General features: G+C 70.3%; 12 protein-coding genes and 1 riboswitch. All 12 genes read right to left on the bottom strand.

The window, feature by feature from the left end; genetic code table 11:
- Window positions 1–64 precede the first annotated feature (64 nt).
- Window positions 65–2,515, bottom strand: coding sequence for a polyribonucleotide nucleotidyltransferase (locus H7F30_RS12710; protein WP_187035508.1), 2,451 nt, complete (start codon window positions 2,513–2,515; stop codon window positions 65–67).
- Between the two features lie 168 nt (window positions 2,516–2,683).
- The gene (rpsO, locus tag H7F30_RS12715; RefSeq protein ID WP_047311375.1) at window positions 2,684–2,953 is read right to left on the bottom strand and encodes a 30S ribosomal protein S15; all 270 of its coding nucleotides are present in this window, start codon (window positions 2,951–2,953) and stop codon (window positions 2,684–2,686) included.
- Window positions 2,954–3,069: 116 nt separating this feature from the next.
- Entirely contained in the window at window positions 3,070–3,963 is an 894-nt protein-coding gene (locus H7F30_RS12720) for an ECF transporter S component (RefSeq protein WP_187035510.1), read from the bottom strand.
- Entirely contained in the window at window positions 3,960–5,672 is a 1,713-nt protein-coding gene (locus tag H7F30_RS12725; protein WP_255464846.1) for an ABC transporter ATP-binding protein, read from the bottom strand. The genes H7F30_RS12720 and H7F30_RS12725 overlap by 4 nt, the downstream gene beginning before the upstream one ends.
- The gene (locus H7F30_RS12730; protein WP_187035512.1) at window positions 5,669–6,856 is read right to left on the bottom strand and encodes an energy-coupling factor transporter transmembrane component T; all 1,188 of its coding nucleotides are present in this window, start codon (window positions 6,854–6,856) and stop codon (window positions 5,669–5,671) included. The genes H7F30_RS12725 and H7F30_RS12730 overlap by 4 nt, the downstream gene beginning before the upstream one ends.
- A complete protein-coding gene (locus H7F30_RS12735) occupies window positions 6,853–7,185 on the bottom strand; it encodes a hypothetical protein (RefSeq protein ID WP_187035514.1) in 333 nt (110 codons plus the stop codon). Before H7F30_RS12735 ends, H7F30_RS12730 begins: the two co-directional genes overlap by 4 nt.
- Window positions 7,142–7,957 (bottom strand): hypothetical protein, encoded by an 816-nt coding sequence (locus tag H7F30_RS12740; RefSeq protein WP_187035516.1) that lies wholly within the window; start codon window positions 7,955–7,957, stop codon window positions 7,142–7,144. The genes H7F30_RS12735 and H7F30_RS12740 overlap by 44 nt, the downstream gene beginning before the upstream one ends.
- Window positions 7,935–9,335: a prenyltransferase/squalene oxidase repeat-containing protein gene (locus H7F30_RS12745; RefSeq protein ID WP_187035518.1), complete on the bottom strand. Its 1,401-nt coding sequence runs from the start codon at window positions 9,333–9,335 to the stop codon at window positions 7,935–7,937. Before H7F30_RS12745 ends, H7F30_RS12740 begins: the two co-directional genes overlap by 23 nt.
- Before the next feature lie 99 nt (window positions 9,336–9,434).
- A riboswitch (cobalamin riboswitch) is annotated at window positions 9,435–9,576 on the bottom strand.
- A 19-nt stretch (window positions 9,577–9,595) separates the two neighbouring features.
- Window positions 9,596–11,551 carry a penicillin-binding transpeptidase domain-containing protein gene (locus tag H7F30_RS12750; protein ID WP_187035520.1) on the bottom strand — a complete coding sequence of 652 codons (1,956 nt, stop codon included), beginning with the start codon at window positions 11,549–11,551 and terminating at the stop codon, window positions 9,596–9,598.
- Between the two features lie 122 nt (window positions 11,552–11,673).
- Complete coding sequence (locus H7F30_RS12755; protein WP_187035521.1) at window positions 11,674–12,243, bottom strand: hypothetical protein; 570 nt, start codon at window positions 12,241–12,243, stop codon at window positions 11,674–11,676.
- Window positions 12,243–13,085 (bottom strand): rod shape-determining protein MreC, encoded by an 843-nt coding sequence (gene mreC / locus H7F30_RS12760; RefSeq protein ID WP_187035523.1) that lies wholly within the window; start codon window positions 13,083–13,085, stop codon window positions 12,243–12,245. Before mreC ends, H7F30_RS12755 begins: the two co-directional genes overlap by 1 nt.
- Window positions 13,082–14,107, bottom strand: coding sequence for a rod shape-determining protein (locus H7F30_RS12765; protein WP_118913053.1), 1,026 nt, complete (start codon window positions 14,105–14,107; stop codon window positions 13,082–13,084). Before H7F30_RS12765 ends, mreC begins: the two co-directional genes overlap by 4 nt.
- Window positions 14,108–14,152 lie beyond the last annotated feature (45 nt).

Genomic DNA, 14,152 nt, shown 5'->3' on the forward strand with positions numbered 1-14,152 from the left:
ATGCGGAAAGCTCCGCCCCCGACGAACGTCGGGAGCGGAGCCTTCATGCTCGAACCGGTGTGGCTCAGGCGTCCTCGGAGGTCGCCTTCGCCTCGTTGCCGTCGGAGCCTGCGTCGACGAGCTGGTCGGCGGCGGCGTTGCCCTCGCCCTGCTCGGCGCCACGGCCACGACCGCGACCGCCACGGCGACGCTGACGCGGCTTCTTGTCACCGGACTCGTCCTCGGAACCCGAGTGCGGGTCCATGTGACCGGCGGAGTCGGCGACCTCGGCAGCAGCCGCGGCCGTCGCGGCGTCCGTGTTCTCCGGCGTGTTCGCGGACTCGGCCTTGGCCTCCTCGACGACGGCGAGCGAAAGCTTGCCGCGCGGGTCGACCTCCTTGAGCTCCACCTGGACCTTCTGGCCGATCTTCAGCACGTCCTCGACAGCGTCGATGCGCTTGCCGCCGACGAGCTTGCGCACCTCGGAGATGTGCAGCAGGCCGTCCTTGCCCGGAAGCAGCGAGACGAACGCACCGAAGGTCGTCGTCTTGACGACGGTGCCGAGGAAGCGCTCGCCGACCTCGGGCATCTGCGGGTTGGCGATCGCGTTGACCGCGGCGCGCGCAGCCTCGGCGCTCGGGCCGTCCGTGGCACCGATGTAGACCGTGCCGTCGTCCTCGATGGACAGGTCGGCGCCCGTGTCCTCCTGAATCTGGTTGATCATCTTGCCCTTCGGGCCGATGACCTCACCGATCTTGTCGACCGGGATCTTCACCGCGAGAACGCGCGGGGCGAACGGCGACATCTCGTCGGGAGCGTCGATCGCCTCGTTCATCACGTCGAGGATGTGCAGGCGAGCGTCGCGCGCCTGCGTCAGTGCACCGGCAAGAACCTGGGCCGGGATGCCGTCGAGCTTCGTGTCGAGCTGGATGGCCGTGACGAACTCACGGGTACCGGCAACCTTGAAGTCCATGTCGCCGAATGCGTCCTCGGCACCGAGGATGTCGGTGAGGGCCGCGTACTGCGTCTGACCGTCGATCTCGGCGGAGACGAGACCCATCGCGATACCGGCGACCGGGGCGCGCAGCGGCACACCGGCGTTGAGCAGCGACAGGGTCGAGGCGCAGACCGAACCCATGGACGTCGAACCGTTGGAGCCGAGAGCCTCGGAGACCTGACGGATGGCGTAGGGGAACTCCTCGCGCGTCGGCAGCACCGGCATGAGCGCACGCTCGGCCAGAGCACCGTGACCGATCTCGCGGCGCTTCGGCGAACCGACGCGGCCCGTCTCACCCGTGGAGAACGGCGGGAAGTTGTAGTGGTGCATGTAGCGCTTGCGCGTCACCGGCGACAGGGAGTCGATCTGCTGCTCCATGCGCAGCATGTTGAGCGTCGTGACACCCATGATCTGGGTCTCGCCGCGCTCGAAGATCGCGGAACCGTGAACGCGCGGCAGCACCTCGACCTCGGCCGAGAGCGCACGGATGTCCGCCAGGCCACGGCCGTCGATGCGGACCTTCTCGCGCAGGATGCGCTCGCGCACGAGCTGCTTCTGCAGCGAACGGAACGCAGCGGAAACCTCGGACTCGCGGCCCTCGAACTCGCGGCCTTCGCCGGCGAGCTCGGCCTTGAGCGCGTCCTTGATCTCGTCGAGCTTGTCCTCGCGCTCGGCCTTGCCTGCGATCGTCATCGCAGCGGACGTCTGGTCCTTGGCCGACTTCTCGACCGCACCGTAGACATCGTCCTGGTAATCGAGGAACACCGGGAAGTCCTGGACCTCCTTGGCGGCCTGCTGCGCGAGCTCGACCTGCGCCTCACAGAGCACGCGGATGAACTTCTTCGCGGCCTCGAGGCCCTCGGCGACGACCTCTTCGGTCGGGGCCTGGGTGCCTTCGGCCACCAGGTTCCACGTCGACTCGGTGGACTCGGCCTCGACCATCATGATGGCGACGTCGTCACCGACGAGACGGCCGGCGACGACCATGTCGAACGCCGAGCGCTCGATGTCGGAGAAGTTCGGGAAGGCGACCCACTGGCCGTCGATGAGGGAGACGCGCACGCCACCGATCGGGCCGGTGAACGGCAGACCGGAGATCTGCGTGGAGGCCGACGCGCCGTTGATGGCGAGAACGTCGTACTGCACGTCCGGGTTCTGCGCGAGCACCGTGATGACGACCTGGACCTCGTTGCGCAGGCCCTTCTTGAAGGCCGGGCGCAGCGGGCGGTCGATGAGGCGGCAGGTGAGGATCGCGTCCGTGGAGGGACGACCCTCACGACGGAAGAACGAGCCGGGGATCTTGCCGGCCGCGTAGCTGCGCTCCTCGACGTCCACCGTGAGGGGGAAGAAGTCGAAGTGCTCCTTGGGCTGCTTGCTGGCGGTGGTGGTGCTCAGCAGGCCGGTGTCGTCGTCCAGGTAGGCGAGGACTGCGCCGTTGGCCTGCTTCGCGAGACGTCCCGTCTCGAAGCGAACCGTGCGGGTGCCGAACGAGCCATTGTCGATGACGGCTTCGGCGAACTGGATCTCGGGACCCTCCATTTGGGCCCTCCTTCTTGTTTCATCTACGTCTCGGATGCGCACATCGTCGTTGTGTGCGACCCGTTTCTTGCTGCCGAGCGGCCTGTCCGGGCCCCTCGAAACACCGAAAGGCGGCCACTCGTAGACGAGTGACCGCCGTCCGGCGTCAAATCATGGTGATCAATGCGATCAACGGCGCAGGCCGAGGCGCTTGATCAGCGAGCGGTAACGCTCGATGTCGACCGACTCGAGGTAGCGAAGCATGCGCTTGCGCTGACCGACGAGCAGGAGCAGACCACGACGCGTGTGGTGGTCGTGCGGGTGCTGACGAGCGTGCTCCGTCAGGCCCTTGATGCGCTCCGTGAGGAGGGCAACCTGCACCTCGGGCGAGCCCGTGTCGCCTTCGGACGTGCCGTACTCGGCGATGATCTTCTTCTTCGTCTCAGCATTCAGGGCCATGCCCAACTCCTTCAACACATCGTTGCGCGGTGCTCCCAGGCCTGTTCACTGGGGCGCTCTTGGTCCGCGGCCGATCGACGGCAGAGTTCAGATTATCAGCGGGGCCGGGTGCCGACCTAATCAGCGCGGGAGCCCTCGGCGAAGCGCGGCGTCGCGTCGAACGCGGCACGACGCGAGGCACGGCGCAGCGCAACCATGATCGGTCGACCCGCGACGAGGATGAGGGCGACGTTCGTGATGACGCGCCCGAGGTCCCAACCCAGCGACGTGGCCAGAGTGTAGGCGACGAAGCGTGCGAGGTTGTCGCCCAGCGGCGCGCCGGGCACCGGCATGATGGCCGGGTCGTCGCCGGTGGCGAACGGCCAGAAGGACATGTTGAGCACGAACCCGTAGGCGAGCGACGCGAAGGCGCCGTAGACGCACAGCAGGAGCAGTTCGAGCGGCCACCTGAGCCCGCGCCGCCACGGCAGAAGGCCGGCGCCCATGGCGACCCAGGCCGCTCCGAGCATCTGGTACGGCAACCACGGGCCGATGCCCGCAGTGAGCACGGCGGAGGCGAACATGCTCGTCGCGCCGAGCGCGAAGCCGAAGCCTGCTCCGAAGACGCGGCCGCCGAGGACGAGAAGGAAGAACATCACCTCGATACCGCCGGTCCCCGCACCGAGGGGGCGCAGGACGGCATCCACGGCGGACAGGACGCCGAGCATCGCGACGGCCTTCGCGTCCATCCCGCCGTCCGCGATCTCGGCCAGGACCACGACGAGCATGAGCGGCAGGAGGATGGCGAAGAGCATCGGGGCGTCACGGCTGTGGCCGGCGACGGCCGAGTGCTCCTCGACGAGGAGGGGCCACAGGTTCGCGAGCGACCCGATCAGGCTGACGACGAGGATCGTGGCGGCGCTACGCGGCTTCAGACGGACGGCGCTCGTTGCCTTCGAGCGGGTGGCGCGTTTCACCGGTCGGGCGGTGCCCGCGCGCTCTTCCGGGTTCACAGAAGCCTGCGGACTCATGACGGCACTCCGAGCACCGTCAGCGCATCGCTCAACGTGAGAGCGGGAACGGGCGCGAGCACCTTCGCCATCTGTGGGGCCAGGGCGGGCGACGCTGTGAGCACGTCGCGTGCACTGCCGGTGGCGATGAACTCTCCCCCGGCCATCTGGATGACCTCGTCGGCCACTGCAGCGGCAAACTCGACGTCGTGCGTCGCCACGAGAACGGCCTGCCCTTCGTCGGCGCGCGTGCGCAGGATCGCCCGCAGGGCCTCTTTGCCGGCGTAGTCGAGACCGCGGGTCGGTTCGTCGAGCACGAGCACCTGAGGTTCGGCCACGAGCTGGACGGCGAGGACGAGCGCGAGGCGCTGCCCTTCGGACAGGTCGCGGGGATGCATGGCCGGGTCGATGCCCGGGGCCAGGTTCGCGAGGTACGCCTGGGCAGCACCGGGCTCGCGGCCGGCGTCGGAATCGGCCTGCGCGAGTTCCTCCCCCACCGTGTCGAGGTAGAGGAGGTCCCCGGCGGTCTGCGGCACCATGCCGACGAGACCGCGGCGCTGCGCGGGGTTCAGTTTCGCGGGGTCGAGCGATTCGCCTCGTGCGGAGACCACGCCGACGCTGCCGCCGTCACGCCGGCCACTTCCCTGAAGCGCCCACATGAGCGTCGACTTGCCGCAGCCGTTGCGGCCCATGAGCGCCGTCACCGTGCCGGCGCAAAGGTCGAGGTCCACACCCGCGACGACGTCGAGGCCGGACAGGCGAACGCGTACGCCCCGCGCCTCGAGCACCGGCGCAGTCGAGGGCACGTCTGTCCCGCGGATGGGCGGTGCCTCGACCGTGAAGGGCGCACTCGCGGCGCGCTCCACGAGCACCCGCCGCGCGTCGCGGATCGTCAGCGGCAGCGGCGACCAACCGGCGGCACGACCGAGTTCGACGACCGGCGGTGCGACGTCGGATGCCCCGAGCACCTCGCCGGGAGCGCCGGAGGTGACGACGCCGTTCGCCCCGACGTGCACGACCTGGTCGGCGAACGGGAGCACGCGCTCGATGCGGTGTTCCGCGACGACGACGGTCGAACCGACATCCTGGACAAGGCGCGTGAGTACGGCGAGAACGTCCTCGGCGGCCGTGGGGTCGAGCGCCGAGGTCGGTTCGTCGAGGACGAGGATCTGCGGGTGCATGACGAGCACACTTCCGATGGCGACGCGCTGCTGCTGGCCGCCCGAAAGGTCGCGCAACGGAGCCTCGCGCAGCTCGGCGATACCGAGCAGATCGAGCGTCTCCTCGACCCGCCGACGCATGACCTCCGGCGCTATGCCGAGCTGTTCCATGCCGTAGGCGAGTTCTTCCTCGACGGTGTCGGTGACGAAGCCGGCGAGGGGGTCCTGCCCGACGTACCCGACGACGGAGGCGAGTTCGCTGGGCTTGTTCTCGGAGATGTCGAGCCCGCCGATGACGACCCTGCCCTGCAGGAGTCCGCCCGTGAACTGCGGGACGAGCCCGGTGAGCAGCCCGAGGAGCGTCGACTTGCCCGAGCCGGTGCGGCCGATGACGGCGACGAGCTCACCGCGTTCGATGCGCAGGTCGACGTCGCGCAGCGCGGGGTGTTCGGCCCCGTCGTACGTCAGCGTCGCGGCGTCCATGACGACGGCGGGTTCTCTGGTCCAGACGGTGGCAGCGTCACGCCCTCCCACGTCCCCCGCGGGAGTTGTGTCGTGTGTTTCGGTCATGAGGTGGCTCCTCGCAGGGCCCGGGCGTCGCGTCCGGGCGCTGCGTCGTCGAGGGTGCGTTCGGGCGCGCTCGTACGCCGCGGGCGTTCCGGTTCGGGTGTGAAGAACGCCGGCAGGAGCGCGGGCACGAGCGCGAGCGGGAGCCACAGGGGTACCACGGGCATGGCGAGGGGAGAAACCGAGAGGTTGCGCGCGTCGGGCTGGTCCGCGAGAACCGCACGAACGGCCACAAGCGTCACGATGCCGCAGGCAACGACGGCCCACTCGAGCAGGCCCCACGGGTCGCGCCGGTAGCGGGTGCGACGCATCGAACGTCCCGCGAATGCCACCCCGACCACGCTCGCCACGATGCCGACGACGAGCACGGGCGCCGTCGTCCACCAGGGAACGTCGCTCACGACTCCCTCGGCTCCGGAGCCCTGCATCGTGCCGTAGACGCCGACGCACGTGAGCAGCGCACCGCCGAGCATGAGCACGCCGATGAAGAAGCGCGTCACGAAGGGCCGCTCGGCCCGACGGCCATAACCGCGTGCCTCCATCGAGGCCGCGAGGGAGATGGAGCGGTCAAGCGTGTCGTGCAGCACGGGAAGGGCCACCTGCTTGACGCGCGTGGCGCGGCGGGCGTCGCCACGCAGCACGCGCGCCTTGCGCACCCGCTGGACGCTCTCGACGAGCTGGGGTGCCACGGACAACGCAATGACGGTGGCCGTCCCGATGTCACGGACGGCCGGCGGGGTGGCCGCGAGCAGGCGCTTGGGGTTGGCGAGGGCGTTGGCTGCGCCGAAGCAGAACAGCATCGTGGCCAGGCGCAGGCCCTCGAGGAAGGCACCGACGAGGCCGCCAAGACCGACCGGGCCGAGAAGAGTGATGCCGCGAGCCCACTCGGGAAGCTCCACGTGCGGCAGCGGAAGGACGATCGTGTCGCTCGTTTTCATGCCCACGAGGACATGCAGAACGACGCGGCTCACGACGACGAAGGCTCCGAGCGCCGCGTAGAGGCGCAGGCTACGGGCCCACGGCGCATAGGGGCGCCGAGCGACGACCGTGAGCACCACGACGGCGAGCACGAGGGCCAACAGGACGGGATTCGTCGTCGTGGCGATGGCAACGGCCATCGCCGTCGCCCACATCCACCACGCACCGGGGTGGACGACGCGACGGCGATGGCCGGAGGCCGAGGTCATCCGCGACGACGTGCCGCGTATCCGCCTCCCACGGCTGCGACGCCGAGCACACCGACACCGGCGATGATGCCGGGAAGGTTGTTGCTGCCTGAGCTCTTCTTCTCCGGCACGGCGAGACCGGGCACACTGCCCGACGTCGAGATGCTCGGGTGAGCAGTGTTCTTCGGCTGGGGCACCTTCGTACCGGTCATCTTGGTGGCGACGGGCGTACCGCCCTTCTTCTTCACACCGACCTTGTACTTCTTGGCATCGCTCGAGTTCGCATCGAGCGTCGTCGACGAGCCGTCACTGAAGGTGATGACCTTGAGTGGCTTCCCGTCCTTGGTCACGAGGGCCGTTGCCTTGACCGTGGGAGTCGACGTGGCACCCTGGCCCGGCTTCGACCCCGAGGTGGTCGGCTGGGGGCTGCTCGTCGAACCCGCCGTCGACGACGGCTTGCTCGGCGTCGGCTTCGGCGCAGCCGTCGTGGAGCCGGCCTTCGTCGAGAACGGCTTGGACGGGCTTCGAACTCGACGGCTTCGGCTGCGACGTGGTCGGCTTCGTGCTGCTCGGCTTGGGCGAGCTGGGCCTCGGAGTCGATGTCGTGGGCTTCGTCGTGCTCGGCTTCGGCGACGTGATCGCAGCAGTCACGGGCACGGACGGCGCGGTGCCGCTGCCGAAGCGGAATCCGACGACTCCGCCCGGGGTGGCGGGCAGCGAGGCGACACCGAGGTTCGAGTAGTTCCACGAGCCGCCGCGCTTGGCGCTGAAGACCGCCCAGTAGGCGTTCGTCGGAGGCATCCGGCACGGCGAACTCGACGGGTACCCGTTGACGCCGCAGAGCACGCCGTCGTGGTACTGCGTGGAACCGGTCGTCGAGAACCCGGCGGCCCGCAGCGCCTGGAGCGCCGTGCCCGGACTACCCGGCGCGCAGCCGGTGGCCGAGCCGCTCGGGAACTGGACGACGACGGTCACGCCGCTCGTCGCACTCGTGCACGCACCCGCAGCGGACGCGGGCGCTGCGGCACCCGTCGTCACGGCACCGAGGCCCGCGAGGGCCGAGGCGCCGACGAGAACCGGTGCGCCGAGGCGCGCGAGATCAGCGGCGACGCGCGTACGCAACGGCACCTCCCGCGGTGACGAGGATGACGGCGCCGAAGGCGAAGCCGAACGGCACGGTGTTGTCGGAAACCTTGTCGGTGTTCACGATCGGGCCGGTGGCGGGCGTCGTCGACGTCGGCTGCGGCACCGTGGACGTGGACGGCGCGCTCGGGCTCGTCGTCGAGGTCGGGGCTGCGGTGGCGTCCGTGCTCGTGGCGCTCGTGGTGCTCGTGGGAGCCGGCGTGGCGGAGGTGGACGTCGAGTTGCTCGACGAGGTGGACGTCGGCTTCGGCGCGCTCGTCGTGGACGTCGAGGTGCTGGGCGACGACGTGGGCTCGGAGGAGCACGAGATGGCGGGAGTCGCGGTGGCGCCACCCTTCGTCAACGAGACGAGGGGCGCCCTCGTGAACGCGTAGAGCCCCTGGGACGTGGCGCGGGTCTCGTTGCCGGCGAGCTTGCCGGAGGCACCGGCGCTCTTCATCGCCGCGAACGTGGTGCGGTCGTAGGCGATGGCGCCACGCACAGCGGCAGGGAACGAGCAGCCGTACTGCAGCGAGGCGACGAACGACTGCGCCTTAACAGCGCGCGCGTCCTGACCGCCGAGGGTGAACGCCACCGCCGCGAGGCCCGTCGAGTTGGCGTTGGGGGTGGTCGTGCCCGTTCCGCCGACGACGCCACCGTCGGCGTTCTGCTTCGTTGCGAGGAAGTTCACGGCCTTCGTCACGTCGGCGCCGTGACCGCCGGCGGCGGCGAGCGCCTGCACGGCGAACGACGTGGCGTCGGGGTCGGAGACGCACGCCGAACCGTCGTCGGCCAAGCGGAATCCGCCGTCATTGCAGCGCAGCGAGAGGAGGTAGTTCGTGGCCTTCGCGTCAGCGGGCGCGCCGGCCTTCTGCAGCGCGATGACGGCGAGGGACTGGGTGACGGCGTTCGAGTAGTCGCCGTAGGCCGAGACGTCGGAGAAGCGGCCGCTCGGCTTCTCGAGGCCCTGCAGCTTCGAGACGAGGTCGACGCCGCCGAACGCGCGCGGGTTCTGCCCCTGTGCCTTCGCGACGATGAGGGACTTCGCCACAGCTCCGGCGTACACGTCGGTGCCCGGGGCGGCGTAGTCACTCACGCCTTTGGCGAAGGCCGTTGCGGCGGCGGTGGCTTCGGTGTCCGCCACGCCGGCCGACGTAAGGGCCAGGATGCCGTCCGCGGAAAGGCCCGCGTCGAGGTAGGTCTGACCCGCGTAGGTGGAGCTGAGCTGGTGCCCGCCCGCCGCGAACTGCCCGGCAAGGAAGGACGCCGCGGCGTCGCTTCCCGTCGCGGGAGCGGCAGTGGCGGGCGCCGAGGCTGCGGCAGCGAGAGCGACGAGGGCGGCGCTGGTGACTCCGGCGCGACGCAGGTGGGTCGTCATGATGACCTTCCGGGCAGGTGCGTGGCCGGTGGGCGACACCCTGCTCGAACGACGAGCCGGGCCCCTCCCGCTGACCTCGACGGGTGTGATGAGGCAGATGTGATCAGACACAGCCGAGACGAGGCATTCCGGCTCATCAGCGAACTGATCTACGGCTGCGGGTCAGCGCCGGAATTCGACCGGCTTCCCCTCGTTCTCGGCTCTCCGGCACGAGCCGAAGATCGCATCCAGGCTATCACCAGCCGCCGTGCGCCCTCGTCTCAGCGAGAGCGCCTGACGAGCGCGTCCCAGACCGAGCGCGCGATGGGTGCGGCGGTCCGTCCACCCTCGCCTCCTTCGTCGACCCGAACGACGACGACGTAGCGCTTGCCGTCCTCGTCCGCCCCGCCGAACGAGGCGAACCACGCGGTGGCGTGCTTGCCGTAGACCTCGGCCGTCCCTGTCTTGCCGTAGACGGCGTGCGCGTCGAGGTCGAAGCCTCGGAAGGCCTCGGAGGCCGTCCCCGTCGAGACCGCCCGTTTGAGCCCCTCGAGTTCACGGGCGTACATCCGGGCATCGAGGCTGAGGGTACGGGCCTCGGGCGACGGGAGCGCCGTGCGAGCGCTGCCGTCCGAACGCGCGGTTGCCACGGCGACGCGGGGCGTCGGCACACGACCGTTCGTCGCGAGCGCGGCGAAGGACGTGGCCACCTGCATCGGCGTCGCGGCGACGTCACCCTGGCCGATCGCGAAGTTCACCGCGTCACCGGCGCGTACGACGTAGCCACTCGTGCAGTTCTCCTTGGCCACCTGCGTGAGATACGAAGCACGGTCCTTGTCGGTGATCTCCGGGTAGCCGCTCTTCGCCCGCCTGCAGGACGCCGCCTTCGTCGCCTCCCACTCACGGCGCTTCGTCGCGCGGTCGGGAAGGGAGCCGCTCGCCTCCGCGGGCAGGTCAACCCCGGTTCGCGCGCCGTATCCGAACTCGCGGGCCACGCTGGTGTACGGGTCGGGAGCGTCGGTGGACGCCTTCACTCCCCCGGCCTTGACCCAGGCGTCGTACGCCCACCGGTAGAAAACGGTGTCGCAGGAGACCTCGAGCGCCTTCGGGATGTCGATCGTGCCGTGCGCCTGCGACTCGAAGTTGCTGTAGGAGCGGTTGCCGATCATGACCGACGACGGGCAGGAGTACGAGCCGTTCGGGTCCACGCCGGTCTGGGCCGCGGCGAAGAGGGAGAACACCTTGAACGTCGACGCGGGTGGGCCGGCCACGGACGTGGCTCGGTTGGTCAGCGGGTCGCCGGCCCTCGTGTCGAGCAGCGAGTCGTACTCGGCCTGCGTCACGCCGCCGTTCCACACGGACGGGTCGTAGGTGGGCTGGTTCGTCATGGCGACGACGTTGCCGCTGTCCGCCTCGAGGACAACGACGCTTCCCGAACCGGCCTTTTGCCCGCGCTTCCGGGCTGCGGCGATGCCGTCGGCGAGGGCCTTCGCCGCGGCGTCCTGCACGTCAGGGCGGATCGAGGTGACGACGTCCTGGCCCGCCACCGGCGGCACGTCCGCCACCTGACGTTGCGCCGTGCCGTCGGGGCCGATGGCGGTGGAGCGCTTGCCGTCGCGTCCGCGCAGGACGGCGTCGTACTGCTTCTCGACACCCGTGCGGCCGAGCAACGTCGGCACACCCGACCCCGAGCTCGAGACGCCGGTGTCGTCGGCTGTCGCTGCCGTGAGGTAACCGGCCACCTGGGCGAGGGAGTCGCCGCGGGAGCCGTAGGTTCGGGTCGCTGTCGGTCGCACCGCGATGCCGGGGTAGGCCTCGGGGCGCTCGAGCAGCGCGTTCGCAGCCGACGCCTCGACGTCGGAGGCGATCGGCACCGCCTCGAAGGGATGCCCGGCGAAGCAGACCGGCGACGGCGCGGCGCCCTTCGTCCCGCACGCCTTCGTCCGCGCCAAGAGGCTCCGCGGATCCCGGCCGATGGCCGAGGCGACGCGCGCGATGACCTTCGGCGCGTCGTCACGCGCGAGGGCCTGCGGCGAGATCGTCAGCGTCGTCGTCGAACCGTTCCCGACGAGAACGGTGCCGTCGGCAGCGAGGATCCGCCCGCGTTGGGCAGGCACGACGACGTCGCGCGTGTTGATGTCCGCTGCGGCCCGCGCGTTCTTCGCGCCGTCGACGATCTGCAGTTGAACGAGGCGACCCACCATGATCGTCGCGACGAGAGCGACGACAAGAGCCATGACAAGCAACCGCGCACGTCCCGACGCCCCTCGCGCACCACGCGAACCTGCCCCACGGAAGCTCGGCACGAGCAACGGTCCGAACGGACGGCGTTCCCTCGGCACGCCTCGGCGCAGCCGGGTCATGCGCGTCCTCGTTCCTGCTCGCGCAACGTCCACCGCACCCAGGTCGGAGCGAGGGCTGCGGTGAGAACGGCCGTCGTGGCCGTCGAGCCGAGCAGCGAGTACGGATCGACCTGAACCGAGCCGGACGCCACCACTCGCAGGGCGAGAACGACGAGGGAGGCAGTGAGGGCTCCGAGGCCGCCCACCATGGCCGGTACCCACGCGGCGCTGTTCCACGACCTCGCGGCCCTGGTGACGACGAGCGCCGCCGCAACCGCGGGAGCGAGCGCGAGGCCCGGCGCCGACGACGCGGGCGGCGCGAGGTCGAGCAGGAGTGCCCCTGCGATCGCCCAGGCGACGGCGGACCACGCACCGCCGGTCACGCCTGCGGTGACGAGCAGGGGCACGAGCATCCACGGCGCCCAGGTGGGCACGAGGGGCAACACGGTGACGGCGAGCAGGAGGGTCAGAACGAGCCAGGCAAAGCGGCTCCACGTGACGGCGGAGGGCCGAGCCACGATCGTCGTGGGCTCGCGCAGGGGCGTGCGACCGGGAGCACCGGGGGTTTCAGCAGCCACGCGCGCCATCAGTGGTTCTCCTGCGGCACGAGAACACCCACGACCTCAAGCGCACCGGGGTCGACGAAGGGACGCACGGCGGCGTTGCGCTCCGCCTGACCGTGGTCGGCCTCGACGCGGCTCACCTTCCCGAGCGGAATACCGGCGGGGTACGGGAACCCGTTCGGGCTGCCTGCCGTGACGACGGTGTCGCCGATGCGTACCGAACCTCCGTCGGCCACGACGAGGCTGACCTCGCTGCCGCTTCGCTTGGCCACACCCGCCGGCGCGCTCCCGCTGAGTCGGGCCAGGGAACGGGTGCGCTCGACGCGCGCCCCCACTACGGACGAGTGGTCGGCGAGCAGCGTGACCGTGGAGGAGTCGGCCCGGAGTGCGGTGATGCGCCCCACGAGGCCGCGATCGCCCACGACGGCCTGCGAGAGTGAGATGCCGTCGCGCGAGCCGATGTCGAGTTCGACCTTCCGCTCGCTACCCGTTGAAGGTGCCGGCGTGAAGGCGACGGCATGACCGACGACAACATCGTGCTTGCCGCCCCCGAATCGTTCGGAGAGCGTTGCCGATTCCTCGACCGCTGCGAGTCGCTCCTCGGCCGATCGAGCGCGTTCGCTCACGGCCAGGTTCTCCTTCGTCAGGCGCTTCACCTCCGCGTCGCGCCCGGTGAGGGACGAGACGAGAGACGTCACGCCACGTGACAGGAGCGAACTGACGCCGTCGCGCACCGGCGGAACGAGGTTGACGACGAGCGCGATGACGAGGAGGACGGCGACACCGATGCGCCTGCGTCGGGCGCGCGACCGGGTACCGCGTCCCGGCGCAGCCGCCGCCGCGGACGCACCCGAATCTCGCCTCAACGCTCCACCTGCGACAGCAGCGACCGCGTCGCTGCTGGATCCTCGACGCACGTGCCCGCGCCCGTGACGACCGCGGTCAGTGGATCCTCGGCCAACCGGACGGGAACGCCCAACTCGTGGCTCATGCGCACGTCCAGGCCGCGCAGCATCGCTCCCCCGCCGGTGAGGACGATGCCGCCGTCGAGGACGTCGCCGGCCAGTTCGGGAGGGCAGGAGTCGAGGGTGGAGCGCACCGTCTCGCAGATCGTGAGCAGGTGCGGTTCGAGGGCTCGGCGGATCTCCCCGCTCGTCAGCGTGACCGCGCGCGGAAGGCCCGTGATGAGGTCGCGACCGCGCACCTCGTGGGTGAGTTCGTGACTCATGGGGAAAGCCGAGCCGATGGCCGTCTTGATCGTCTCCGCGCTGCGCTCGCCGAGCAGGAGCGCGTACTCGTTCTTGACGTGGTTCGCTATGGCCTCGTCGAGGTCGTGGCCCCCGATGCGCACGGAGTGGGCACGCACGACGCCGCCGAGGCTCGTGACCGCGACATCGCTCGTGCCGCCGCCGATGTCGACGACCATCGCGCCGGCCGTCCCGTGAACGTTCAGGCCGGCACCGAGGGCAGCTGCGACCGCCTCTTCGATGACGTCGACCCGCCGCGCCCCGGCGCGCATCGCCGCGTCCTCGAGCGCGCGACGTTCGACGCCCGTCACCTCGGAAGGAACACAGACGACGATGCGCGGGCGGATGAGGCGCGACGGTCGGGAGCGGGCAATGAAGTAGCGCAACATCCGCTCGGCGGCGTCGGCGTCACTGATGACGCCCGCGGCGAGCGGACGCACGATGCGCACCTTCGCCGGAGCTCGCCCGAGCATCTCCTTGGCATCGGACCCTGCGGCGAGGAGCTGGCCCGTGGCAGCGTCGAGCGCGACCACGCTCGGTTCGTCGACGACGATGCCCTCCCCCGCTTCGTAGACGAGGGTGTTCGCGGTGCCGAGGTCGATCGCGAGGTCGCGGGACGGGTTTCTCAGGCGCTCGAACACGCCGCTGAGTATTTCAAACTCGGCTGGACGTTCGCGGCACGTCCA

The sequence above is a fragment of the Dermacoccus sp. PAMC28757 genome, from assembly GCF_014302635.1.
GTDB classification, from domain to species: Bacteria; Actinomycetota; Actinomycetes; order Actinomycetales; family Dermatophilaceae; genus Dermacoccus; species Dermacoccus abyssi.